We start from the raw sequence: 26038 nt of genomic DNA on the forward strand, positions 1-26038 counted from the left end.
ATTAGTACTTATTATACATCGGTTGAATGAAAGATTCTTGTTTAAAATGGAATTGTAACTTTATGGGTATTCATGCGTCTAAAGAGAGATATCAATATTAGAAAAGGTGGGTGTCTAGGATGTTATTATGGAATAGAGGGTGGAAATCAAGAATAGCGATTATGGCTGCATTAACGGTTACCCTTGGTTTGTTTTCTATTTCAGGTACGGTATCAGCTGAGAAGGCTGTCATATCCGTGAAGAATGGAACAAATAAATTAGAGGTACCCGTGGTAAAGGCAGCTTGGACTTTTGCAGTGGACAAAACGATTACGAACTCAGGTTTAACTCAATCACAGGCTGCAGCTGAAGATGGCAAAGTCTTCGCTTTTACCAACAAGCAGTTGACTGCGATTAATGCGGTGAGTGGTAAAAAGATCTGGTCGTACGGTACCAACTTACAACCTGTGGTTGTCTATCATCAAGGCCTCGTGATCGGTATGACTCAAGATAGTCAAATCTATGCGCTCAACGCGAAGTCTGGACAGAAGGAATGGTTATCTTCCGTTAAAGTAACTGGAGAGGTAACCCTTGTCCCTCGAAATGATACATTATATGTTCTTCAGGATAGTAAAACACATTCCATTGATTTGCGGAGCGGAAAACTTCTCTGGACTGCTAATGAACCATCCTCTGAGGGAGGATCAGGAACGGATATTATAGAATCAGATGGGGTAGTGATTCGTTCATTTGTGGTACAGGGAGCCATGTCTTACATCCAAACAGATGGTTTCGATAAACAAACGGGGAAGAAGCTATGGGATATTTCTCATCAGGAATTCCCATTGGCTGTTAAAGATGGACTTGTATATTCTATTTATAATGATTTTATGCGTGAACCGATCCCAGATTCTCTAAATGGACATCAGAAAACGGTGAATGTGTTTAATGTTAAGACAGGTGAGAAGAAGTCTGAACGTATTTATAAATGGAAACTCCCGACGAACATTGGCGAACCAAATTTGATCAGTCGTATCAATGGTTCGATGTTTCTTAATGATAATGACTTATATATATTTCAAGGGAATATCATTGGGAAATATGATTTCGCAAATTATAAGCTAGAGGGCAAGCCCGTTCAGAAATGGATTATGCCATATGATGATTATGAAGTTTTTTGGCCATTATTTAAGATTCATCAAGGTAGAATGTTCTTCCAAAGTTCTTCAGAGATGTTCGGAATGAAGCTTAAGGACAGTCAAAAGGTTAGTTGGAATGGTGACAATCCAGCTGCACAGATCGATGTCTATGGCAACGGGATATACAGGGGACAGACAGATGGGGTATTCTATGCTTATAATTTATCGACCACAAAGCCTGTATTTAGCATCATAACCGGTTCTCGTAACTATGGTCCTACGTTAAAAACGGGGCAGATGGCGATTATTCAAGTAGAGGGTAAACTCATGGGCTTTAGCATTCCAACCGCATTGAAGTAGGCAAGTTCATGGGATATTGGTAAAATGAGGGGGAGTATTTTCCCTCTCTTTATATTGCGAATTGCGAATCTTACGGACACCAATTATTGGGATATTATTATATATCAGAGTGAGGAACATCATACATGAATTATATACTTCAATTAGAGAACATAATGGATTGTGATGAGGTTCGTAAGGACCTGGAGCTCGTTCGGGAACTCAATCTTCCAGAGAGTTGTATCACTGCAGGATATGTGCGGAATCGTGTATGGGATGTGCTTCATGGCTATGATTATGAGACACCACTTAATGACATTGATGTGATCTATTATGATCCTACAGATATTACCGAAGAGAGAGATAAGCTTCTTACCAAATTGTTGAATTCTGCGGATAAGAAAGATTGCTGGTCAGTAAAGAATCAAGCTCGTATGCACCTGCGAAATCAAGTGGCCCCTTATGAATCAATTGATGACGCCATGAGTCGCTGGCCAGAAACAGCAACGGCGGTGGGTGTATATCTAGATGAGTTAGATCATACACGAATCATCGCTCCTCATGGTCTAGATGATTTGTTTCAGTTGAAGGTGAGACAATCCCCAAAATATACGGATACAGCCTATTTCATGTCAAGAGTGTCAGGTAAGCAATGGCTAACACGCTGGCCGAAGCTTACTATGGTTGAAACGATGATTCACAATAAGTGACATGTTATAGTTATTCTTGCGTTTTAATTAGACTCAAAGGGTAAATCCGATTTGATATTCTTCATCAAACCCTTTAAAGTAACGTAGTGAAGTTATTTACTTGAACAAAATTGCTGGGGGTATACATACACATGTTAGTTAACGTAAAATCATATATTCGCAAACCTGAAGTGACAGAACTACTCTCTTACGCTGTTTTTCCAGATGATAAGTCTTTAAACGCGGCTATACAGCTTTATGAGGGGAAGGAGTCCTTGCAGTTGTATGGATTTGAGGACGAGAAGTTGTTAGTCGGGTTAATTGGTTTTGAGATTGACGAAGAGAGAATTCTTACAGTTAATCATTTGGCTATTTTGCCGGAAAATCGACTTAAGGGGTATGGACGGGGAATATTCTTTGAGTTAATTGAAGCACAGAAACCATCTCGAATTATGACTGAGACGGATGAAGACGCGGTAGACTTTTATCGCAATATTGGGTTTGTTGTCATCAGTCTGGGTGAAATCTATCCAGGGGTGGAACGATTCCAATGTATATATGAAGTAGAGGATGAAGAAGAATAAATTTGTTGTATAAGACAAAGAACCTGATGGAGAATTTAAACGGTACCCTTTGTAAAGGACATTTTAAAAAAGACTAGGCTACGCTAAGGAGATGATCCCTGAATTGAACAGGGGGTCATCCTTTTTGGATTCGGCACATAAAAGAACAGGAACAAGACAGTCAACTATTTGGAAAATCATTTTGTGGGCTAGTTTAAGGGTAAGAGAATTGGAACGGAGCTATTAAATAGCGTTGAGACATGGGCAAGGGAACAACAGCAAACATCGGTTAGAATTGACTGTACTCTTATATAAAAGTCCGGCATCCTTCGTCATTCATATGTTCCAAAAGGGTGTGACGATGACGGGAATTGCTGACTTAAATGAAAAAATGTATGGTCATCATTACACGCCTCAAACGGTTTCCACTATGACAAAAGTGATGGTCCGGCACGTCGACGCCTTCATGAAACGTAAGCTATCTCAGCGTTATATCTGCGTTTATTTAGATGCTACTTACATTGCTGTAAAGCGTGAAACAGTGTTCTAAAGAAGCTATTTATCTTGCCATAGTATTAAAGAAGATGGTTCGAAAGAAGTCTTAACTTACGCTATTGCGCCTACGAAGTCGGCTTACGTGTGGAAAGAGCTACTCCAAGATGTGAAAGAACGTGGTGCGGAAGAAATCCTTCTCTTTGTCTCGAATGGACTAAAGGGTATGGAAGAAAAAATTAGAAATATTAGAAGATTTAATATAAGTGAATGTCTTTTAAATGATATTATTAGAAAAGCATGTTATTTAAGAGAGTAGTAATGTATCATTATTGGTGCTCTGAAAATGCTATTAGGTTTTAGGAAGTAGGCTGTCTCGTGATGAGTGTTGAAATGAGGTATCACCTTCACAATAGTTATGAAGAATCGATCTGTTAAGAATTTGTAGAGTTGTAGAAGATACAATGATTGGAAGAGAATATTTTGATGATTTTTGTCGTTATTTTCACTAGTATTATTGCATAAGGAGTTATTTGAAAATGAAAGTAAAGGCTATTCTTCCGATATCTATAGTTATATTAGTTGTTTTGTTTATATATCACGAGCGTATCGAGACACCTAAGAACAAGAACAATTCGGTGGAGTCTGTCACGTTGCAAGATCACTTCGGGGATAGCTTGCAAATGGAAGAAAATCGAAAAGTATTGTATGAATTCATTGTAAAGGAACTTTCCGGAAGTTACGGTGTATTTACGAATTATCGGGATAGTGACCAAACACTGAATGTAGCTACTGGGCATGAGGTACTAAGTGAATCGGCGGGTTTAATGATGCGTTATTTCGCTATGACTAAACAGCAGAGTAGCTTTGATAAGGAGTGGGCTCGGGTCAAACAAACCCTCAATCTTACGTCAGGATTCAGTTACCGGTATAGCCCTAAGCTTAACAAGCGCTATACGCTGAATGCAACAGTGGATGATCTACGTATCATTCGTGCACTTCATGAAGCTGGGAGTGTGTTCGAAGATGCTCGTTATACGGAAGAAGCTGATCTCTACGGCAAACGATTTTTTGAGTATAGCGTGAAAGATGGTTACGTGTATGACTTTTACGATGAGATATACAATGTTACCAATGCCTTCATCACCTTGTGTTATATAGATCTAAGAACATTGCAGGAGCTCCCGATTAATTCTGATCAGCTTCAACAACTAACCTCAAATATGCTAACAATTATGCAGGATGGATATTTGACTGATAAGTTCCCCTTCTACGAGACTCGATATCAATATGAGACGAACTCCTATAGCTCCGAGAATATTAATATGGTTGAATCACTACTTACCGTTCTCTCCCTAACCGAAGTGAAGCAACAGAATCCATTAAGTATTCGCTATCTTAAAGAACATGTTAAAAGCGGAACTTTATATGGTCAATATAATCGAGAAGGAAGACCAACAACTGATATTCAATCTACGGCTATTTATGCGATCGCAGCGATGATTGGTTCTCAACTTGGAGATAAAGAACTTTATGAGGATAGTATAAGGAGAATGAGCCAGTACCAGATTCATGATACAAATAGTCAACTGTATGGTAGTTTTGGAGATGTATCGACACAGACAGTTTACTCTTTCGACAATCTGATGGCATTGTTGGCTTTTGCTTACTAAAAGGTTCATTAAGGAGGAAGGCATACAACATGTCCGTAAGTAAAGTTAAATTGTACATCATGAACAGATTTGTTTTAGTTAGTCGATTTGTTTCTCCAGCGCTATTGGCAGCAACATGCGTATTGTTTATTACGATAATGGCATTGTTTATTCCCCCATATATTGGCATGGCGGATAACGGAGACTATTTCCGTATTCTTTACGGTAATGGGTTGTATTTCAATACTCCTGATTACGACAGTCAATACTTTGGATACTTTATAAAGCACTTTGGGATTTTTCAATATTTTAATGAAAATAGTTCTGATGTCATTTCTTCGCAATCGTTATTTATTCATTTCTCCGTTTGGATGAATAAGATCTTCTATGATCAGCAGGTATTTGATATTCGATTTCAAGCGGCGATGTATACATTGTTGTATACGATTGCGATTTATTTATTGGTTGAAAGTCTAACTTGGAAAATACCTAAGAAATATGGTTATCCTATTGCCATTCTAGCTGTTTTAATGTTTGGAGATACGGGATATACGGCTTACTTCAATTCCTTTTACGGCGAAAGCGTCGTAATCATTATGATGGTGTTCATGTTGGCATCTGGGTTGTTGTTGTATAGGAATAGGTATAACGATTACGTATTATTGGCGATATTTACCCTTAGTGGATTTCTACTGACGACAAGTAAACAACAAAATGCGCCAGTAGGTGTCATTATTGCATTTATATGCATCATTCTGATCTTTATCCGAAAGCAAAAGACCTTTCGTATATTAATGTCTTCCTCGCTTCTCATCTTACTTCTAGCGGGGATAAGTACATACGCTTTGATTCCAAAAGAATTTGTGAATATCAATAAGTATCATGCCATGACTCGAGGTATCCTTATGGAATCTAAGGACCCGGAAGTTGCGCTAAGTGCCTTCGGTATAGACAAGCAATACGCCATTTTGGATAAAAGTATTTATTATGCGCTTAACTCCACTGTTGATGTCAATTCGGAAATACTAGAGAAGAATTTTTATAGTCAATACGGGTTCGGTTCTATTCTGAAGTATTACTTTACCAATACAGGCCAAGCGGGTAAATTGTTCGATCTGGCAGCGAAAAGTGCCTTTATTATCCGTCCTCCAGCGATGGGGAATTACGAGAAAACTGTCGGACATCCTGCTGGGGAACAGACGACATTTTTCTCTGGATACAGTCTAATGAAAAAGGCTCTTACCCCGAGAACCTTTGGCTTTATTGTCATTTGGATGGCCGTGGTCGTCGGTCTCTATATACCTAGTTTTATTGCTGCCTTGAGAGCTAAAAATATACGACAGGCCATCCGTTTACCACTTGTTGTTACGTTTATTTTATTTGGATTATCAGGCATATTGGTTTCGATTATCGGGGCTGGAGATGCTGATTTAGCCAAGCACGTATTTCTATTTACAATAGCTTTTGACCTAGTGACCTTCGTATTCATATCCGATATCATCCGGAGGTGTTTGTTGCGTGGGGATCAAGAAGGTGGAGTTTAATATGTACGTCAAAATAAAACTTAAAGTGACAGTTATGATCCTTTTACTCCTTATAGGAATACCCTTTTCTAACATATATGCATCGGAACAAGAGCCAATTCATGCCTTGCTTCTTTATGATGGTTTGGCAAAAGGGTCATCAAGAGAAGGTAATGTTGAGACGATGCAAAGATTGCTTGCATCATATGGTATTAAAGTAACTCAATCAACCTTTGATAATTATAAAAAGGGTGGGTTGGCAGAGTATAACAAGGTCATTGGAATTCAGAACTTGGATGAGCTAAGCATAACCAATGAAGATTTCATAAATGATTTGAAGATATACAAAGGTGATTACCTACACATCGGAACATCGATTCCTTCTGCGGTTCAGGTGGAGCTTAACATGGTCACGAATATGTTAAGGGATCAATTCGTTAAGATCTCGATGGATCAATTCTCAGAGTCAAGAATTCATGTGAAGAATATGTCTTATATTGTACAAGCTGAGGGTACTTTCTATGGAAGTATTATGTCAGGTAATGGAGATGTAAGATCTCCTTATGGTGTTCGTAATGATCACTTTGCATATGTCCCCTATTATGAACAGGGTAACCTCAGTGAACTAGCCATGTCCTATGTGTTAAAAGACTGGCTGGATATCACTCGACAGGGACAGACATACCTTATTTTTAAAGAGGTCTATCCATTCTCGGATTTAAAACTATTGGAGAAATTGGCCGATAAGCTCTATGATGCGGGAATTCCATTTATGGTCAGTGTAAGACCGGTGTTCATGAACGTAGACTATCCCGCAATGCATCGCTATTTGGAAACTTTGAAGTATGTACAGTCTCGAAGTGGAAGCGTACTAGTTAATGCACCTGTTGTATCATCGACCGCTAGTCAGGATGGATTGACTCTTCAAACACAAATGGAATCTTTTGTGGATGTACTGGCCGATTATGGAATCGCTCCTTTGGGAATAGGTGCGGAAATGTATTGGTCATATGATCAACAATATGCTGAATATGGTATGAACTTCTTCGATTCATCGATCCTGTTTCCGAATAAAGATATGAGGTATTGGTCGAGAACGGATTCGTCTCAGCCTTTTGCGTCTTCCCTTTATAGTATGCAATTAGACTTTCTGCAGCAATTTGACCATAACGATACAATCTTACAAGACCTCCCAATGGATTCAGCGATAACCTATGATTTCTCTGATAATGAGGTGGACATGAGTAAGATAGTACAAACACTGAACGATAGTTGGATAACATTCGCAGACTATAGATACGGACAGCATACCGTTCATACACAAGCCAATAGGATCGTATCTGACAATGGACTGTTAACCTTGAATGGACAGGACGTGGATCTGAATGATGCCTACAAGAATATTGGTTCTGAATATGCTTATACGGTAGAGCAGGAAAAAAGTTTTGCCAAACTATTTAATATTCAGAATAATGTTTTTATTGTTCTGATCGTTGTAACACTTCTAATCTTCGGGTTTTTATTCATCATCGGTTATCGACTATATATACGTAAATATCTCAATCAAAGGAGAAAATGATGACAATCGCAGATATTCTAATGCTATTCTCCGTGATCTGTATATGGTCTCTTCTACTTGTAAACGTGGTTCTTATTATAGCTGGTTACCTTTACTATGTTCAATGTGAAGGTGAGGCTGCACCGGAATTGGGAGGAGAGACGCCTTTTGTCTCCATCATGGTGCCCGCTCATAATGAAGGGAAAGTGATTGTGAAGACCGTAGAAGCGCTACTTGGCTTAGATTACCCTCAGGATCGATATGAAATCATTATCATCAATGACAATTCTTCGGATAATAGTAGTGTCTTGTTAAAAAATTTGCATTCCAAGCATCTGGGGAGAAATTTAATCATCATTAATACGGATTCGGTTACAGGAGGCAAAGGGAAATCAAACGCACTTAATATTGGATTTGCGCAAAGTAAAGGCGAATTGATAGCAATTTATGATGCGGATAATACACCAGAGAAAACAGCTTTACGTTTCCTAGTGGCTGAGATCATGAATGACCCAAGCTTAGGAGCGGTTGTTGGTAAATTTCGAACTCGTAATCGTGATGCCAGCTTATTAACACGGTTTATCAATATTGAGACTTTGTCGTTTCAGTGGATGGCACAAGCCGGTCGATGGAAACTGTTTAAGTTATGTACGATCCCAGGGACTAACTTCATTATGCGACGTCATATCGTCGAGGAGATTGGTGGTTGGGATGTGAAGGCGATTGCGGAAGATACAGAGATCAGCTTTAGGATCTATATGATGGGCTACCGAATCAAATTTCAGCCGAAAGCTGTTACGTGGGAACAGGAGCCCCAGACGCTTAAAGTATGGTTCAAGCAGAGAACAAGGTGGGCTAAGGGAAACATCTACGTTATTGTGAAGAATAGCAGATTGCTATTTGATCCTTCAGCAAAGAACATTCGGTTCGATATATTTTATTTTCTGTCCATCTACTTTTTGTTACTGACTTCATTGATCATGTCTGATGCACTACTTGTTCTTCATGCCTTAGGTTATGTTCATACTACGATTGCTGGCTTCAGTTCATTTCTATGGATTTTGGCGATCATCATGTTTATCGTAGGAACGTATATCACTTTGATAACTGAAAAAGGTGAAATGAGTTTATCTAACCTTTGGATTATTATACTTATGTATATTTCATACTCCCAATTGTGGATGGTTGTTGCTGCGTATGGCTTATATACCTATCTGAAAGATTTAGTATTCAAACGAGAAGCAAAATGGTACAAAACGGAACGTTATTAGATAGGAGGGAATTACATGATTAAAAAATTTGTAGTTGTGTATATGGTATTATTAATCAGTTTCGTACAGTTTGGACAAGTATCGGCGGCAGGGGTTGAACTGAATTCACCACAGACTTATGAAATGTCCTTAAGTAATACGAACATATCATTGTCGGGGGGGAGGGCGTCTAAAGAGTTATTATTTCAGGTGCCTGACTATTGGGATGTTAATAATGTGAAATTTAATATGGATTATAAGGTATCTCCTTTAACAATGAATGACCGCTCCAGTGTGACACTAAAGATCAATGGGACTTATCTACATTCTTTCAGGCCTTCTATCACTAATGATGTACAACAACGATTAACTGTAACTATACCTAAAGCACTCATCATTAATGGTTCGAACGCCTTGTCGATTGAAGGGGATATTCAGACTACGGATATAAACGATGATGTGTGTATTAATGATGATGAGCAAGAAAATTGGCTACAAATCTTTAGTACCTCGAGTATTGCTATCGGTCATACGAATATGGCATTAGACGGGAGTATCAGTGGTTTCAATGAGTACTTTACTGGTATCGACGTCGTCAGAGCTAACCAAAGTGCGATTGTAGTACCGGAAGAGAGTGATTCGTCTGAATTGGAGACGGCCATCTATGCGTTGACGGGATTCACCAAAACCAATAGCTTAGATGATAAGGTGATCCCGATACTGACTTATGGGACAGCATCACTAAAAAGTAAGAAGGCTGTTGTGATGGTTTCCTTACATGATCATTTACCAGATCAACTCAAGGGACTTCTTATCCAACAAGATTTAAACAATGCGGCATTAATTCAATTAGTGAATACGGATCAACAACCAACTTTAGTCGTTACATCTAAAAATGCAGATTTATTAGTGAAGGCTGGACGATTGATTGCCAATCAAGCCTTAATGGGGCAATTAGACAGTGAGACTAAAGTAGTTACTAGTGACACTGATGTAGAGAAGCCAATTACTAGTGTGAACAAAACCGTGACATTAACGGACAATGGGGATCAACTAAAAGGATGGAGACATCAAGAGAAAAGCTATTTCATTACACTTCCATCTAATCGCTCCATTGCGGGTGCTAGTAAAATCAGTATGGATTTTCGCTATGCGAAGAACCTTGATTTTGATCGTTCGATGGTAACGATACTTGTAAATGATACGCCGATTGGGAGTAAAAAACTAACGACAGAATTAGCAGATGGAGATACACTTACGTTACCTATTCCTAAAAATCTGAATGTATCAGGTAACTTTTCTCTGACGGTGGCTTTTGATCTAGAGATGGTTAATGATGGTTGTTATCGGAAAGACAATCAAATGCCATGGGCTTTTATTACTAAGGATACGATACTCAAATTAAACACGACAGAAAACATGGACTTACTATTTAATAACTATCCCTATCCTTTTATTCGTGATGGTAGTTTTAATCGAGTTGCGGTCGTAATGCCATCAGAACGTGATAATTACACATATCAATCACTTTCCAATTTGTTTAATTTGTTAGGTCGATATGTGGAAGGGAATACGGGCGAACTTCACTTTTACGAAGATAAGGTTGGAGAAAGTGATTTGTCAGATCGAAATATAATTGCAATCGGAACCTATCAGAACAATAAGGTGATTCGAGAACATAATAATAGCCTTTATTTTCAATATGGAGCAGATGGTACTGGGTTTAAGTCCAATGAGAAAGTAAGCATTGATGTCGATTACGGCAAGCGGATGGGTACGTTACAGTTGCTACAATCGCCTTATGAATCAGGTCATGGGTTTATGGCAGTGACAGGTGCGAGTTCGGAGTATTATTATTTAGCTTCTAAACTCGTTGCGATTCAAGGGGGGATTTGGAAAATATATGGAGATGGTGTAACGACAGACAAGGATAGTAATATTCATTCCTACCGCTTCAAGAAGGAAGTGAGCCCTGAACAATCCACATTTTTAGATAATGTGGTTCAACGAGGGGATATCCTTGGGTATATGGTAGCTTCTATATTGGTTCTATTGCTTGTATTGGTTTCTCTGATTCTGATCATTCGTAAATATAAGAGCAGGGGTGGAAGACGATGAAACGAAATCAAAGCAATCTAGTCTCAGATGTTGCCTTCCTACTGCTGTTCGTAATTTGTTTTATATGTATTGTGTTCATTGCAGGTAAACCTGATCAATATATTCAGAATATTATATTTTTGAATATAACTTTTATGATTGCAATTGTGACATATTTTACGAGCCTGACTGTAGGCCTAATCTTAAGCATTATTTTTATATTTGGTAGTGGTACCTTTACTCTCTATCAAAGTGTTGTTCAGGGATCTACGGTTGGAAATGATAGTTACTTTTGGTTGATACTAGCTCCAACGATAACCTATGTTACATGGTTATTAACCCGTGCTAATAAGCAGTTGCAGGATGAGAAGGATCAATTGCAAAAGAGTAATATTTCACTAGCTACAATGGATGAGAATACGAATTTAAAAAATAGTTTGTCATTTCAACGAGACGCTACTGTATTTATGGCTCTTTCAACACGATATGATATACCTCTGACGCTGTTGGTTATAAACGTTAAATACTGGGACGAAATACGACGGATGACAAGCGAAGAAGACATGACAGCAGCCTTGTATGATGTTTCCATGTTAAGTCAGACCAGTATACGGACGAATGACTCTCTTTATATTTTTGATAAAGAGAACCCGACATGGGGAATGATGCTCTTTACGGATCGACAAGGCGCTAATATAGTCATTGAACGATTGAGGGAGAAAGTAATCAATTTAAACACCGGTGATAATGCTGATAAGTATAAGATAGAACTGAGCCTCAGGGTTGGATCCGTAGAATATCATTCAGAAGCTATTTCAACACCACTCGATTTCATCATAGAGGCCAAGAAAGAACTGGAGTATGACGTGTGATATGTAATCATTGTGGATTTCTTGATAGTTACGAATGATTAGTAGATGACCAGAAAGAAGGTTTATGATGGCACACAGTAATGGTTGCCCCATACTTACAGTCGTAGTTCCTTGTTATAATGAAGAAGAGGTTCTTGTTGAAACAACTTTAAGATTGTCTACGATGTTAAGAGGGTTAGTTGCGAATAAACAAATTTCCTCTTTAAGTACCGTTTTGTATGTAGATGATGGGAGTAATGATCGCACATGGGAATATATTTCGGAATTTAATTTGAAATATCCTGAAATTAGTGGATTAAAGCTTGCAAGAAATGTTGGGCACCAGAATGCATTATTAGCAGGTCTGTTGCATGCGAAGGAAACGGCTGATTGTGTTATTTCTATTGATTCTGATCTTCAAGATGACGTGGAAGTCATTCCTGAATTTATAAGTAAATTCAAAGAGGGAAATGACATTGTATACGGTGTTCGAAGTGATCGAAGCACAGATACCTTGTTTAAACGTAAAAGTGCCATTGCATTTTATAAAGTATTAAGCTGGTTTGGAGTGAATCTTGTATTCAATCATGCGGATTATCGATTGATGAGTAAGAGAGCACTGAATGGGTTAGAACGATATCGAGAGGTTAATTTATTTCTTAGAGGAATCGTTCCACTCATTGGATATAAGTCTACAGAAGTGTACTACGAACGAAATAAGAGATTTGCTGGGGAATCTAAATATCCTTTAAAGAAGATGATCTCTTTTGCTTTGGATGGGGTCACTTCGTTCAGCATTTCACCTATTCGATTTATTACGATGATAGGTATTTCGTTCTTCCTATTAAGTCTCATTACTGCTGTATATGTGTTAGTTAGTAAATTTAATGGTAATGCGGTATCCGGATGGCCTTCGCTTATGATCTCAATTTGGTTTATTGGTGGCGTTCAACTGATTAGTCTAGGGTTGATTGGAGAGTATATCGGGAAAATATACAAAGAAGTCAAGGGTAGACCTAAATATACTGAGGAAATCAAGCTTGATGCCTTGGTATTAAAGGTAGATCAGGCACAATGATTAATAGAGATTTTATAAAGTTTCTCTGTGTTGGTGTATTGAATACAATGGTTGGGTTATCAATCACCTTTCTCTTTTTGAATTGGATGGGTTGTAACTATTGGACTTCAACTTTTATAGGTAATTCGATTGGGGCCGTGGTAAGTTATTTCCTCAATAAAAACTTTACCTTTAGAAGCGACGTCTCGAATAGAAAGGCTATGTGGAAATTCGCAAGTGTCATATTATTATGTTATCTTGTCTCTTACGCATTTAGTTATATTCTATTCAAATTCATCGTCGGAGAACTCATTTACAATGATGGCATCCTTACCAATCTAACAGCTCTTGTAGGAGCGGGGATTTATACGCTGTTAAACTACTTTGCACAGAAATATTTCGTATTTAAAAAGTAAATATAATGACTAAAGAATGCCCCTTCAATGCAGCTATTAATAAGCTAATCGAAGGGGCATTCTCCCGTAGCAGAGGTGATCCAATATTCATAAACTATGGTATCCGATAGTTCGAATAGAGTGATATTCAGGAGGTTGAATAATGTGACATTCAAATACACTGCGGTAGGAGATTCATTGACAGTTGGCTTTGGGGCTTTGCCGGGTAACGGATTTGTCCCAGTATACAGAAGATTAGCAGAGAATCATTTACGTACTTTTGTTGCCTATGACAATTTGGGGGTTAACGGATTAACGTCGCAAGGATTGTACGATTACCTAAGCAGTAATTATTCCTTTAGACAATTCGTCAGCCAAGCCGATATCATATCGATTTCCATTGGGGGTAACGATTTGATACGTGCGGCCAAATCGTCTGCAGGTAAGTTATCAGGTCGTGACTTCAATGAAGCACTCTCGAATTGTAAAACCAATTTCTCTCGAATTATCAAAACGATTTACCAGTTGAAGAAGAATTCGAAACGTCCATACATTATCCGAGTAGTCGGACTATACAATCCTTTTCCCCAAATAGAAGAGGCTTCCTACTATGTTCAACAATACAATCAGTATTTAGAAAGCTATGTGAACAGTACATTGGCTGTTGCTAATATTTATGTTTCTTTCCGAGGTAGGGAGAGAGCATTACTCTCACTTGACCACGTTCACCCGAATGGACATGGTTACCGCATCATTGCAGAGCAATTAAATCGATTAGGATATGGTTCGTTGATTTAAATGATTTAACTCATTTTCCGTAAAATGCTACGAACGGCCCATTTCCGTTCTTGGCGTTTTTTGTATTTAGGGAGAGACCGATAAATGTCAATGGACTCACGGAAGGCTTCGTTTGCTTCCTGTTTACGACTCATTTCTTTATACATCATCCCTAAGAGATAGGAGGCTTCGCTTGAAGATGAATGAATGTCTTGGAACGCTCGGACATATTGCTCTGCCTTCTTTTGATCTGTGTGTTGATATATTCCTGCTAACCGTAGGTAGGGTTGGCCGTATTTCACACGAGGATTAATGCCGAGTGCTTTAAGGATGAATTCTTCACCCTTTTGGACGTGACCTAATCTTAGATTGACGGTACCTAGATCGTCCCAGTATTCTGCTGAATGATCGAATTGTACCTGTATAGAATCAAGGAGTTCAAGTGCTTCTAGGTATTTCTTACGTTCGATGAGTAGACGAGCAAGTTCATGTTTGGAAGTGACATCATTACGATTCATCAAGATTTCTCTTCGTAGTGTGGAGATTCTCTTCATTCTTTTGTAAGGCTTTGTAAAGCTGGGAAATACGCCTACATAACGCCGATCAAGGAAATAGACGACAGCTAGAATAATGATCAGAGCGATAAAAGGATTCCCTACTAACCTCCACAAGAACATAAAACTAATAAACTTAATCATAATTGCCTCCTTTAGTTTACATTGAGATTTTGTATATGTACTTGAACGGTAAGTAAAGAATAGCTATTCCGGGAGAAGGAGGTACACCCACAGAACTCCCTAGAACATCGCCAATCTTACTTTGACTTACAGCGATGTCTCCTGAGGATGTCTGGCCTAAATCAATGAATTTTCGTCTATGTTCTGTTGTAGTCGCTTTTCCTGCATCTACATGTGCAAAAACACCGACGTTTCTCATCGATTGACCTACCATTTATACAACCACGTTGTTTACAAATTATAGTTAGTTCTATTATATCACAGGGGTATAAAGCTAAATATAAGAATTAGTTTGAAAGAATGAGTTAGCTATCGACTGAGACAACATCCCATATTAGAATGTAAGTGATTACATAAATTTGGGTATGTAGAAGGAGGCATATGTATATCTGATGGAAGCATTGGAAGTCGTCGTTCATGCAAATGCATTGTTAGGTGAAGGACCGAGTTGGGATGCAGTGGGTAATAGATTGTTATGGGTAGATATTGAATTGCATCTATTACACATCTATTATCTTGATTCGGGCGAAGATGTTACCTATGAAATAGGGCAATCGATTGGTGCGGTTGTTCCTTATCATGAAGATGAGGTCATCCTTGTATTATATGAAGGATTCCATAAATACCAATTGTCCACAGGGACTTTGACGTTCATCGCTAATCCAGAACAACATCTTCCAAACAATCGATTTAATGATGGTAAATGTGATCCAGTTGGGCGATTGTGGGCAGGAACGATGAGCCTCGAAGGTCAACCGAACTGCGGGTCACTTTATTGTCTCGATCATGATTTATCTGTTCGTAAGGTTTTGGATGATGTTTCTATATCAAATGGAATAGGGTGGAGCGTTGATGGTAGTACGATGTATTACATTGATACGCCGTCTAGACAAGTAGATGCATTTGATTATGATCAGGATATGGGAACGATAAGTAACCGTCGAATGGCTTTCAAGATGCCGGATGATGCAGGTTATCCGGATGGAATGACTGTAGACGCGGAAGGTATGCTTTGGATTGCAGAGTGGAATGGAGGAAGGGTTGCACGCTGGAATCCACTCACGGGACATCTGTTAGATCGTATTTCTGTTCCTTCCGGTCATGTGACTTCTTGTGTATTTGGTGGTAGAGAATTGGATTACCTCTATATCACAACAGCATGTACCGGAATGAAAGATGAGCTTTTGCAAGCACAACCATTGTCGGGGAATCTTTTTCGTGTCAAAACAGGAGTGAAAGGCCAATCAACGGTTCCTTTTCAATCTGTGGTGAAATAACTTTTGGAGAAGAACGAGAAAACGGTTACATAAAATACCCTTGTGTCCGATAAATATCTTGAGGTGATTATTTTGGCTAAGAAAGGGCAAGTTTTCAGTTCTTACAGTTTCGATACGAAGAAAAAAGCTGTAAATATGCGTCTCCAAGGCATGACCAAGAAAGAAGTAGCAACTGAACTTGGAATTGCTGATATTGGACGACTTAAAGTGTGGATGAGGAAATATCGAGCGGAAGGGGATGCAGGTCTCGTGGATCAGAGAAAACGAGTACATGCGGCAAAAGAATTGTGAAGTTTAGGTTGTTGAATAGAAGATTAACATGGGGAGGCTCTGAATAGGGGTCTCTCTTTTAGTTAAGTTGGGCTTGAAATATGAATTCAATTGGGGAAATGTCCAGACCAATGAAACCCCTCTGACATATCCTACAATATGTTAGAGGGAAGGGAGGAATTGGAATGAGCGAAGCTGGTTATGGTATTGGCCGGAGTCCTTTCACATCAACAGGTGCGATTTTGGTGCTCTTCATCTTGCTGGTTATTATTACTCGCGCGTTTATTCTGTAAGTAAACCTGATCCCCCCCAACATCAAGATAGACAGGAAGATAGAATATCATTGCCTGTCTCCAATACTGTATTGAATGTGGAAAATAGACTTTCTTTCGAAAGGAGGAAAATTCATGAGCGGATGTGTTGGAGGCGTTGGAGGCGTTGGATGTGGACCTTTCGGTTCGACAGGAGCAATTCTTGTACTCTTTATTCTATTGGTCATCATTACACTTGGCCTAGGCTTATGTTAATTATTATATAATTCAAATGACCTGGGAGCGGAATGCTTCCAGGTCATTTTGTGTTTATTTATAAATTGAGAATTCGGTAAATCTTTGCGCCCATTGGGTAAAAGAGAGCTCATCATCCCATGTAACATGTTGGGTTGCTTTGGCACATCCCCATACTAATGCGCAATGATGAAGCATGTGGACTCTAAAACGCTCCCTGAAGGCTTGTTGCTTCGTTGATTTCAAATAGCTGGAGAGGAACATTCTTGCTAGTTCGTCATCCCCATTTTCTAAATACATAGTAGTCATTTTGGGTAAGTCTGCGATGCCATCTCCGAAATAGGATGTAGTAAAGTCGAACACGCCACTAATGCTCCATTCATTGTTATGTTTGTCTATAAGAAAGTTCTCAGGTTTGAAATCGCCCATGACGTACGTTGGTGAATTTAGATCATCAAAAATATCCTGCGAACCCTCTAGTATTTGCTCAACCCAGGTTAAGTCTTGTGTGGTAATTGTTGAGTATTTGGTAGCATCATTTATCCAATATCGAATGGTGGTATACAGCCATGTTCTGTATGATCCTTCAAAAGGGCGTACCGTATGAAGCTGTGGATCAAACTCTCCGTATTGTTCAACTTTCCAATTATGTAATTCAGCTAAGGTGTGAGCAGCTAATAATACCAAGCTTTCTTTATCTTCTGTAGTGGTGAGAATGGATTGGATATCAACTGCATTCATATGACTACCGGGGAGACGTGGCATGATGGAATAACTCCATCCGAAGATATCTTCGGATTCATCGATGAGATAGGGTGATGGGACATGGAGTGATGTATGTTGATTTAAATGGTCTATAAAGAACTTCTCCTCTAAGAACTGTCCATGAAAAAGAGGATTCCCTTTTAGAATATAATCACCTGTGGATGACGATACGAACATGGTTTGTCCCATGACACCTAGTGAAGTTTTTTCTGAAGAAATCAATGTTCCAAGATTAAATCGGTTAAGCATTAACTGTAATTGATCATTAGTGATAATACCCAATTTATTAGAAGCGAAATATATTTGAGTAGTCAATGGTTATAACCTCCGATTCTTGTTCTTATAGTGTTATGCTAGCGTATTTCAATATTATTTTATCAGATAATAGGGCAACTTACAGACGAAGACACAAGCAGTTCATATATTCAAAGAATCTACTATATCAAGAGAGAGGGAGGAGTGAGTTATATGCAAGCGCGTAGTAGTAAAAATGTGCAGGGGATCGACGTTTCTCATCATCAGGGGAAGATTAACTGGGCTAAGGTAGCAGCTGACGGGATTGACTTCGTATACATTAAGGCGACTCAAAATCAAATGGACAACATGTTTCTGAAGAATGTCGCAGATGCAAAAGCTGCAGGTGTTTTGGTAGGGGCGTATCATTATTTGGACAAATCTGTAACGACAGTAGCGCTTGCAAAGGCCGCAGCAACCGACTTTAACACAGCGATCAAGGAAGCTGGCGGAGTTAAGGTGTTTGACCTCCCTCCGACGCTTGACTATGAAGAAATAGGTAGCATCACAGCAGCTCAAGTCAATATTATTGCGAAAGCCTTTCTTTCAGAGATTAAGAGACTCACTGGAGTGACACCGATCATCTATACCGGAAATAGTTTTGCTGAAAAGTTCGATCTCGAAGTAGGGAAATATTTCGTATGGATTGCTCGATATGGAACAGCTGTTCCGTGGGACGTTACGGCATGGAGCATATGGACGATATGGCAGTACAGTGATGGTTCCACAGGTGGTACACGTTCTAGTGGTAGCCGAACCGTTGCTGGTATCGTAGGACCGGTTGATCTAAATGAATACAATGGAACGTTGGCAGAATTAAAGGCAGCATATAAAAAAGCTAGTGGAGAGGAAGAGGAACCGGTGACAGAGAGAGATATCAATGTTGTAAGTGCGTGGGCTGCTGACAATTGGACAGAAGCGAAAGTGAATGGTTATTTTGATGGAACGCGGCCCGGTGCACCCATCACTCGGGAAGAAACCGCAATCGTTGTTAATAAGCTAAGAAAGAACTTCCTTAAGTTAATTGCTGGCAACACAACTCAGATTGCTGATCTGGAGAAACGGTTGCAGGTGATTGAGCAGGAGGGAGAATAGATAGAACTGTTACTAGGAGATATATCTTAATTAAAATAATCTCCGTTAGCGTATAGATAGCGGAGATTATTTTCAAGCAACTACTGCTTTTGTAGTGCTAAAGAACCGGAAGTGAAGTGTGGAGATTGTCGATTAATAACGTTGAATTTAGCTTTAGGAGCGATTTTGATTAATGAAACAGCATATTTGAGTTGTTTGTCATTATTTTAAAAAAATTAAGCAGAAAAAGGGATATGTTGGATTGTGTAGAATAGTTCTATAGTACCGATTAAAAATAGGGGGTTAAAAGATGTTTGCAATGGGTTTGATTGCTGGGATTTTTGGAATTATCGCTTCAATACTTGCAATGTTTATTGGGGGGGTAGACGCTGCTTTTTCTGATAGCGGCACTTCTCAGATAACGGGACTTGCAATAGCGGCATTATTATTTAGTATTTTAGGTATTGTGGGATCTGCATTTGCAAAAAGTAAACCGAAGTTATCTGGATGGATTATGCTTATTAGTGGAATCGCAGGGTTTATAAGTATTTCATTGTTCTATATACTTTCTGGTGTACTCTTCATTGTTGCTGGGTTTATGGGTATATTGTCCAAAAAGAAAAAGATTGGAAGTGCCGTCTAGTCAGATCAAGGATATATTAAGTACATATACAAAAATGACCTCAGAGATCTGGGGTCATTTTTGATTTTCTACATATGAAGTTTATTATTGCAAATTCCAAATCGCTTGACCCTTTGTAAATGGATCCGAGAAAATAAATTCAAGTCCAGGTGCGTCTTTAGGTATTTCAAAAGCAACTTGACCTCTTAATTTACGTCCAGCAGGCACTGATCCGTCTAATTGATTTTCAACAAATGTAGCGAGTGCAATCGTGTACTTGTAGCCGTCACTATCTACCATGCTTGTATTAATAATAGATGAAATAGGAGCTTCTTTGGTGCCTTTGTTTTCAATGGTCACATCTACTACCTTGAAAACCTTGCCATCTGCTGGTTTCTGGAAATCGTTACCTTTGTGATCTTTTGCAGAATTCAAGGTGATGATCAGGTCATTAAACGTCACGGCATCTCCCGGTTTAAATACTTCAGTAGTAGGCTTTGTTTCTTCCTTCTTTACTTCTTCTTTTTTGTCTTCTTTCACTGGTGCTGTTGACTCTTTAGTTGAAGCAGGCTCAACCTTCTCAATTGCTGCTTCAGTACTACATGCTGATAACATTAGCATTGCAGAAGCTACTAAAATTACAAACTTAAATTTCATCTCCGTATATCCCCCTAGTATTGTAAATATATAACTTCTACTAGTCTATCAGAACTAGAAAAATTGTTCCATAACAAAATACAACAATTACCTATTTGGTTCGATAAATTCAGACATAGCAACTGATGCTGCGGTTATGTTGAGGAGTGCTTACTTACAATATATTCTTGTTGATCAACCCGATATGAAATGAAATCATCATACGGAAAGGATGTTATATTTTGTAGAAATAGCTGATAAAACAAGTTTGATTTCAAAAAAAATTGGACGCCCCTTGCAGGGCGTCCTCATGGGAGAGGAGAAACCGGACGAAGAGCTTATGGGGAAACGTAAGTCTTCTTTACGGTTGTCTACGACAATTTCTTGATGTCGATAAACTAAGCATTCCCAGAGAGATATTTTTTATACATAATATCCAAAATAAACGGATCCCTTCAGAGTCGTTTATTTTTCAAAGTGAGCTATTGTGTGGTACGATATCGTCATAAAAATGCTAAATGAAGCATTGAACTTTAGATATAGAATGGGTGAATAGAGATAGTGAGAGTTGTATCGGGAAGCGCGAAAGGGAGACCCTTAAAGAGTGTTCCTGGAACGGGGACAAGACCAACGACAGATAAAGTTAAAGAGGCCCTATTTAGCATGATAGGTCCTTATTTCGACGGGGGTACCGTACTGGATTTGTTTGCTGGAACTGGCAGTTTAGGCATTGAAGCTCTAAGCCGTGGCATGGAACATGCCATATTCATAGATATGGATCCTAAGAGCATAGAGACGATTCGTGCGAATCTTAAAGCAACGCGATTGGAGAGTCAAGCGGAAGTTTTTCGTAATGAGGCGGAAAGGGCAATTAAAGTCCTTGCGAAACGTGATGTTCAGATGGACGCTGTATTCCTAGATCCCCCATACCGCATGAAGAACGCTGACGATTTACTACAGCAAATGCATGAAAGATCTTTACTACAAGATCTCGCAACCATCGTGATCGAACATGATGCTAAATATGAGTATCCAGATGAGTTCGGTCATTTTAGCTGTATTCGTAAAGCTTTATATGGGGAATGCGGAATTACGATTTATCGGTATCACTTAGACAAACCTGAAACACAGGTTCATCAGGTCGAGGAGGATCATCATGAAACAACAGATTAATGTACCACGCATAGGTGTATATCCCGGAAGTTTTGATCCAGTTACGCTGGGGCACATGGATATTATATTACGGGCCTCTAAGCAATTTGATATTCTTATTGTTGCTGTGTTGAATAATCTCAGTAAGAACGCCTTGTTTTCGGTTGAAGAACGTAAAGATCTTTTGAGACAGGTCACAGCAGACATACCCAATGTGCAGGTGGATAGCTTTCGTGACCTTCTGGTTAATTATGTGAGAGACAAAGGGGCGCAAGTCATTGTACGTGGTATTCGAACGGTGACGGATTTTGAATATGAGCTACAACTTGCTTCAACGAATCACAAGTTAAACCCCGATGCTGAGACGATTTTCATGATGACGAATCCTGAATACTCCTATCTAAGTTCCAGTCTAGTCAAAGAAATTGCTCATTTCAATGGGGATTTGACGGAATGGGTATCTCCTGAAGTGGGACAAGCTTTACATCAAAAGTTTAATGGGATCGACGAGAAGTAACTAGGACAACTCCTAATGAGAATAGAAGTAAACTAATCAATACTAACCCTTGCCATTCCAGGATGAGAGGTATGCGAGACCAGATGTTGTCAAATGGCGACAGTTGGTTTGCATCGTTAGGTAAATAAGTGAATGCAGGTTCAACATCAAGGACATAGAGATTCAGTGGTCTCCATATGAGTAATGTGAGTCCAAAAGCATAAGCGCCATGTAACAAACGAATCATAGTAAAAGGCAACCGTCTAATACCGGTTTTCATTAGTGGTGAGATGGACTGGATCACTGCACATAGACCGCTCCACCCTAGTAGGGCGGATAACAAGGACCACTGGATGGCGGGTGTAAGATCAGAAGCTGAGCTTATGGCCTTCGCTCCCAAATGGAGTTCGAATATCCCTGCTAAGTAATAGATAGGTACTCCGGGGACAATATAATAGTTAACAAGATGTATGATGACAGCCATGATAATAATATATCCTCCAATGACCATGAGTGTCTGAACTGCGTGACTTACGGATTCACCAAGAAGTTTACCAAAGCTTCGTCCATCTCGGACATGGGCCTTGTGGATAGCGATCCATACTCTTCGCATGAGAGATAAGCGAGGGCTTTGGATACCGCTGTCGAGCAAAGGTTGGTCTGTTCCTTTTTTTCTAACTAACTTACTGAGAGATGTGTAGGTTAGAAAGGCAAGAATGCCAGATACCCAATGGATACCGAGTAACCAGTAACCTGCTGTGGGTTTGTCAAATAGACCGATTCCAATGAAAATGATGATTGTCATCGGATTGCAGAAGTGAGACAGCCATGTTATCCGTTCTGCTTCACGAGGTGTGAGGTCTCCTTGGTCGACCAATTGTAATGTGGAATGGGCTCCACCTGGAAAACCTGTCGTCATCCCCATCGTTAATGCCCATCCGCTGACGCCAGGTAAGCCGAATACTTTTCGCATAAGTGGTTCTAGTAGGACTCCAATCCCATGAGCCCATCCGTAGGCCACAAGGATCTCAGATAGTACGAGAAAGGGAAGCAGTGAGGGGAATACAATATGCCACCACATGGACAGTCCTTGTAATGACGCTTGAAAAGTTTGTTCAGGGGAGCTGACGATGCCAATGACGAGTAGGAATGAAAGAATGCCTAACATTAATGTCATTGTAGGGGCTCTGAATAGATTTTTACTGCGACTGAACATGGCTATCACCTCATTTTAGTAAACATAGCAGATTCAACATGAAACAAGCTATGTAACCCAATTTATGCTGAACAGAGGGACATAAGACCAGCTTTTTGATCTTGGAAGATGTAAAGGGGGAAGGGAAGAACATGAAGTTATCCAATAATAAATCGCAAGCAATACGGGTGTTCAAGTATATCTTTATGGTCACCCTTCTTTGTTATGTTGTGGTGTATATGCCAACACCATATATTATTTATCAGCCAGGAAGTGCAGAAGAAGTGAAACCTATGATTACGGTAAAAGAAGGGGATAAGACGGAGCGTGGTACCTTTATGATGACGACCGTATCTGCAAGTTACGCTAATATCGCGTTACTAGCTCTATCTTCTTTTAATCCGAATGCTGAGGTAGATAAAAAGGAATCTAGACTAGGTAATAAAAGTAAAGAAGAATATGCGGCTGAACAATTATTTTATATGAGTGACTCACAATCTTCTGCTGTAGAAGCAGCATATGAGGAAGCGTATGTCCCTTATCAAATACTAACGGAATACCTCTTTGTATTCTCTACGCCTAAGGATGCTAGTAATAGCCAGTATTTTCAGCCAGGCGATAAAGTGATGGAACTGGATTCAGATCCGATCTCGGATACTGTGGAACTGGCATCCCTTCTAAAGAATAAGAAAGTGGGAGATATTGTATCTGTAAAGTTAGAGAGAGCGGGTCATGTTCTAGTAGTAAAGGTACCCTTAGTATCGATTAAAGATAGTGAGACGAACACCACTCGACCAGGACTTGGTATTATGATTGGAACGATGCAGAAGGTGACTGCGAAAGACCCTAACAAGCAGGTTGAATTTGTAACTACGAAGGTGGGTGGACCTTCCGCAGGACTGATGTTCACGATGGAGATTTATAATCAATTGACACCAGGTGATCTGACGAAAGGCTACCGCGTTGCAGGTACAGGCACCATTTCTGCAGATGGAACAGTGGGTCCTATTGGCGGTGTCAAACACAAAATTGTTGCAGCGGATCGGGAGAAGGCGCAGTTGTTTTTTGTTCCTAAAAACAACTATAAAGAAGCTAAAGCCAAAGCCGATGAGATCGGAACGCAAATAAAACTTATTCCGGTATCAACTTTGAAAGATGCTTTGAAGTACATGGAGCAGATTCAGACTACATCCTGATCGGTGGCTCATAATAATCTCGGAATATTTCTCGGGTTTGCGGTTGATTATAGGCAGTAGCGTAGGCAGTAGCTGCCTGCAAATCTCGCTCAAGCTGATCATGATTGAGTGCGGAAACTTTCACGACAATTGGTAAAGAAGCAGTCTTTTTCATGCGCTTCAGAAGTTGCTGTCCATGAGTGTTAAAGCCAAGAATACGTAAATATCCGGGTCCCTCTAATAAATGTGTGGGAGACATCTCATCCTTTGTATGGTGGAGTAAGATATGCGTGAGCATACGTTGCAATTTAGTATGGGTGTAGCGCTTGGTTTTTAAGCTGTGTAGCAGTTCTAATACTGTTACATGGGAGAGAGTCGGCAGAAGTTTCTTTATGCGGTATTCTAAGCCTTCTGTAACCTCATGGAACTGAGACAACTGTGATGTCGTTAGCGTCATTAATAGATGCATCAGAGGCTGTCTGAATGACTCCCAATGAATAGGCCCACGCCCAACCGAGAATTCACGTCGCATAATGTCAAGCGTGTAAGGCGGAACATAAGGAGCTGCTGCTTCAATGTTCTCTTCCAAGATAAGCTTTCGAACAGCGGTAGCACTTGCTATGGCTGATTCAGAAGGCGTTATGTCATGGTATCCAGCATTCTCTCTAGAGATGGTTAATGGAACAATAGAGCTACCTAAACGTTCTAGGGCTATAAGATAATGAAGAGCAAGCGTGTGATTGGGTTGCAGCAGAAGATGGCGAATATCCTCCTTTTCTTCAAGGTTGGTGGAGAGAATACCAGCTGCAGCGCTGTATGCGGTTGGGTAACTTATACCTTGGTCTAATAATCGGCTAAGTTCTTGTTTCATCTTGTTATTCTCGTTAGCAAGTTGCTTCGCTAGTGGTAGTAGCTGAACAAGAGACCCACTCTCTGTACCGAAACAGAGGTAATCGACAATGCCTGTAGCTTCTAGTAAGGATATAGCTCCATATGCGAACCATTCCGCAGGTTGAGCGGCATAATGGATGGGTAGCTCAATAACAAGGTCAACACCCATCGAAAGAGCCATCTCAGCACGTGCATACTTACTTAATAGTGCTGGTTCACCACGTTGTAAAAAAGGACCACTTAGGATAGCAATTGAATGTTCTGCTCCCGTAATTTCCTTTGCTCTGTTATAATGATGAACATGACCGTTATGTAAGGGATTGTATTCTACAATAATGCCTACAATAGTACCCATTTCACAACTCAACTCCCTTGATTAATTTATTGATCGTGTTTTTAAAAATATAAGAAAGTATAAGTTTCACTTGAATCAATTTCATAATCGCCGATGCATCTAAATCGATTTGCGTAATTATGAAATTGATTCTTGATACTCTATTCCTTATATTTCCGCTGAAACGGGTACCGTCTTTGAAAAAGGACGGCATAGACGTTTCTACTTGAATGACGGCGAATCCATTTCTATT

Annotated in this window: 27 protein-coding genes and 1 pseudogene; 22 read left to right on the forward strand and 6 right to left on the reverse strand. The window is 39.5% G+C overall.

What is annotated here, in order from left to right:
- The first annotated feature begins 119 nt into the window (after positions 1-119).
- The 13 genes and pseudogenes from PGLA_RS08885 (at position 120) to PGLA_RS08945 (ending at position 14382) form a co-directional block, all read left to right on the forward strand.
- Positions 120-1478 carry an outer membrane protein assembly factor BamB family protein gene (locus PGLA_RS08885; protein ID WP_068531725.1) on the forward strand — a complete coding sequence of 453 codons (1359 nt, stop codon included), beginning with the start codon at positions 120-122 and terminating at the stop codon, positions 1476-1478.
- Between the two features lie 125 nt (positions 1479-1603).
- Positions 1604-2167, forward strand: a complete 564-nt coding sequence (locus PGLA_RS08890) for a nucleotidyltransferase family protein (RefSeq protein WP_068531728.1) — start codon at positions 1604-1606, stop codon at positions 2165-2167.
- Positions 2168-2298: 131 nt separating this feature from the next.
- The gene (locus tag PGLA_RS08895) at positions 2299-2730 is read left to right on the forward strand and encodes a GNAT family N-acetyltransferase (protein WP_068531730.1); all 432 of its coding nucleotides are present in this window, start codon (positions 2299-2301) and stop codon (positions 2728-2730) included.
- Between the two features lie 274 nt (positions 2731-3004).
- Positions 3005-3520: pseudogene (locus tag PGLA_RS28855) on the forward strand (transposase).
- A gap of 220 nt (positions 3521-3740) precedes the next feature.
- On the forward strand, positions 3741-4874 hold the full coding sequence (locus tag PGLA_RS08905; protein WP_068531734.1) for a glycosyl hydrolase family 8: 1134 nt from the start codon (positions 3741-3743) through the stop codon (positions 4872-4874).
- Between the two features lie 29 nt (positions 4875-4903).
- Complete coding sequence (wsfD, locus tag PGLA_RS08910) at positions 4904-6397, forward strand: glycan biosynthesis hexose transferase WsfD (RefSeq protein WP_211269518.1); 1494 nt, start codon at positions 4904-4906, stop codon at positions 6395-6397.
- Positions 6372-7955 (forward strand): hypothetical protein, encoded by a 1584-nt coding sequence (locus PGLA_RS08915; RefSeq protein WP_145939518.1) that lies wholly within the window; start codon positions 6372-6374, stop codon positions 7953-7955. Before wsfD ends, PGLA_RS08915 begins: the two co-directional genes overlap by 26 nt.
- Complete coding sequence (locus tag PGLA_RS08920; protein ID WP_068531738.1) at positions 7955-9205, forward strand: glycosyltransferase family 2 protein; 1251 nt, start codon at positions 7955-7957, stop codon at positions 9203-9205. The genes PGLA_RS08915 and PGLA_RS08920 overlap by 1 nt, the downstream gene beginning before the upstream one ends.
- Positions 9206-9220: 15 nt before the next feature.
- A complete protein-coding gene (locus PGLA_RS08925) occupies positions 9221-11302 on the forward strand; it encodes a cellulose biosynthesis cyclic di-GMP-binding regulatory protein BcsB (RefSeq protein ID WP_084410887.1) in 2082 nt (693 codons plus the stop codon).
- Positions 11299-12153: a GGDEF domain-containing protein gene (locus PGLA_RS08930; protein WP_068531740.1), complete on the forward strand. Its 855-nt coding sequence runs from the start codon at positions 11299-11301 to the stop codon at positions 12151-12153. Before PGLA_RS08925 ends, PGLA_RS08930 begins: the two co-directional genes overlap by 4 nt.
- A gap of 64 nt (positions 12154-12217) precedes the next feature.
- Positions 12218-13210 carry a glycosyltransferase family 2 protein gene (locus PGLA_RS08935; protein WP_068531742.1) on the forward strand — a complete coding sequence of 331 codons (993 nt, stop codon included), beginning with the start codon at positions 12218-12220 and terminating at the stop codon, positions 13208-13210.
- Complete coding sequence (locus PGLA_RS08940) at positions 13207-13605, forward strand: GtrA family protein (RefSeq protein WP_068531744.1); 399 nt, start codon at positions 13207-13209, stop codon at positions 13603-13605. The genes PGLA_RS08935 and PGLA_RS08940 overlap by 4 nt, the downstream gene beginning before the upstream one ends.
- Positions 13606-13749: 144 nt before the next feature.
- Entirely contained in the window at positions 13750-14382 is a 633-nt protein-coding gene (locus tag PGLA_RS08945; protein ID WP_068531746.1) for a GDSL-type esterase/lipase family protein, read from the forward strand.
- A 5-nt stretch (positions 14383-14387) separates the two neighbouring features.
- Here the strand turns inward: PGLA_RS08945 and PGLA_RS08950 are convergent, their stop codons facing one another.
- Together PGLA_RS08950 and PGLA_RS08955 are read right to left on the reverse strand one after the other, a co-directional pair.
- Positions 14388-15059: a tetratricopeptide repeat protein gene (locus tag PGLA_RS08950; protein ID WP_068531748.1), complete on the reverse strand. Its 672-nt coding sequence runs from the start codon at positions 15057-15059 to the stop codon at positions 14388-14390.
- A 16-nt stretch (positions 15060-15075) separates the two neighbouring features.
- Positions 15076-15297 (reverse strand): hypothetical protein, encoded by a 222-nt coding sequence (locus PGLA_RS08955; RefSeq protein ID WP_145939519.1) that lies wholly within the window; start codon positions 15295-15297, stop codon positions 15076-15078.
- A 193-nt stretch (positions 15298-15490) separates the two neighbouring features.
- Here PGLA_RS08955 and PGLA_RS08960 point away from each other — a divergent pair, with 193 nt between their 5' ends.
- The 4 genes from PGLA_RS08960 (at position 15491) to PGLA_RS27375 (ending at position 17172) form a co-directional block, all read left to right on the forward strand.
- The gene (locus PGLA_RS08960; RefSeq protein WP_068531753.1) at positions 15491-16375 is read left to right on the forward strand and encodes an SMP-30/gluconolactonase/LRE family protein; all 885 of its coding nucleotides are present in this window, start codon (positions 15491-15493) and stop codon (positions 16373-16375) included.
- Positions 16376-16417: 42 nt separating this feature from the next.
- Positions 16418-16666, forward strand: a complete 249-nt coding sequence (locus PGLA_RS08965) for a helix-turn-helix domain-containing protein (protein WP_245699778.1) — start codon at positions 16418-16420, stop codon at positions 16664-16666.
- Positions 16667-16830: 164 nt separating this feature from the next.
- The gene (locus PGLA_RS28540) at positions 16831-16938 is read left to right on the forward strand and encodes a YjcZ family sporulation protein (RefSeq protein WP_211269519.1); all 108 of its coding nucleotides are present in this window, start codon (positions 16831-16833) and stop codon (positions 16936-16938) included.
- Positions 16939-17052: 114 nt separating this feature from the next.
- Positions 17053-17172 (forward strand): sporulation protein YjcZ, encoded by a 120-nt coding sequence (locus PGLA_RS27375; protein ID WP_145939520.1) that lies wholly within the window; start codon positions 17053-17055, stop codon positions 17170-17172.
- A 54-nt stretch (positions 17173-17226) separates the two neighbouring features.
- Here the strand turns inward: PGLA_RS27375 and PGLA_RS08970 are convergent, their stop codons facing one another.
- Entirely contained in the window at positions 17227-18231 is a 1005-nt protein-coding gene (locus tag PGLA_RS08970; RefSeq protein ID WP_068531756.1) for an aminoglycoside phosphotransferase family protein, read from the reverse strand.
- Between the two features lie 153 nt (positions 18232-18384).
- Here PGLA_RS08970 and PGLA_RS08975 point away from each other — a divergent pair, with 153 nt between their 5' ends.
- Positions 18385-19305, forward strand: coding sequence for a glycoside hydrolase family 25 protein (locus PGLA_RS08975; RefSeq protein WP_068531758.1), 921 nt, complete (start codon positions 18385-18387; stop codon positions 19303-19305).
- A 289-nt stretch (positions 19306-19594) separates the two neighbouring features.
- The gene (locus PGLA_RS08980) at positions 19595-19927 is read left to right on the forward strand and encodes a DUF4064 domain-containing protein (RefSeq protein WP_068531760.1); all 333 of its coding nucleotides are present in this window, start codon (positions 19595-19597) and stop codon (positions 19925-19927) included.
- 84 nt (positions 19928-20011) lie between these two features.
- On the opposite strand, the gene PGLA_RS08985 is transcribed toward PGLA_RS08980, so the two are convergent.
- Positions 20012-20563: a DUF4352 domain-containing protein gene (locus tag PGLA_RS08985; RefSeq protein WP_068531762.1), complete on the reverse strand. Its 552-nt coding sequence runs from the start codon at positions 20561-20563 to the stop codon at positions 20012-20014.
- A gap of 540 nt (positions 20564-21103) precedes the next feature.
- Between PGLA_RS08985 and rsmD the strand changes: the two genes are divergently transcribed.
- Positions 21104-21715, forward strand: coding sequence for a 16S rRNA (guanine(966)-N(2))-methyltransferase RsmD (rsmD, locus tag PGLA_RS08990; protein ID WP_068531764.1), 612 nt, complete (start codon positions 21104-21106; stop codon positions 21713-21715).
- Complete coding sequence (gene coaD, locus PGLA_RS08995) at positions 21699-22211, forward strand: pantetheine-phosphate adenylyltransferase (protein WP_068531765.1); 513 nt, start codon at positions 21699-21701, stop codon at positions 22209-22211. Before rsmD ends, coaD begins: the two co-directional genes overlap by 17 nt.
- On the opposite strand, the gene PGLA_RS09000 is transcribed toward coaD, so the two are convergent.
- Positions 22189-23406 (reverse strand): nucleoside recognition domain-containing protein, encoded by a 1218-nt coding sequence (locus tag PGLA_RS09000; protein ID WP_068531767.1) that lies wholly within the window; start codon positions 23404-23406, stop codon positions 22189-22191. The genes coaD and PGLA_RS09000 overlap by 23 nt on opposite strands.
- A gap of 131 nt (positions 23407-23537) precedes the next feature.
- On the opposite strand from PGLA_RS09000, the gene PGLA_RS09005 reads away from it, so the two are divergent.
- Entirely contained in the window at positions 23538-24581 is a 1044-nt protein-coding gene (locus tag PGLA_RS09005) for a SepM family pheromone-processing serine protease (RefSeq protein ID WP_068531769.1), read from the forward strand.
- On the opposite strand, the gene PGLA_RS09010 is transcribed toward PGLA_RS09005, so the two are convergent.
- Entirely contained in the window at positions 24571-25806 is a 1236-nt protein-coding gene (locus PGLA_RS09010) for a nucleotidyltransferase (RefSeq protein ID WP_068531771.1), read from the reverse strand. The genes PGLA_RS09005 and PGLA_RS09010 overlap by 11 nt on opposite strands.
- Positions 25807-26038: the final 232 nt, after the last annotated feature.

It is taken from the genome of Paenibacillus glacialis, assembly GCF_001637205.1.
GTDB lineage: Bacteria > Bacillota > Bacilli > Paenibacillales > Paenibacillaceae > Paenibacillus_AQ > Paenibacillus_AQ glacialis.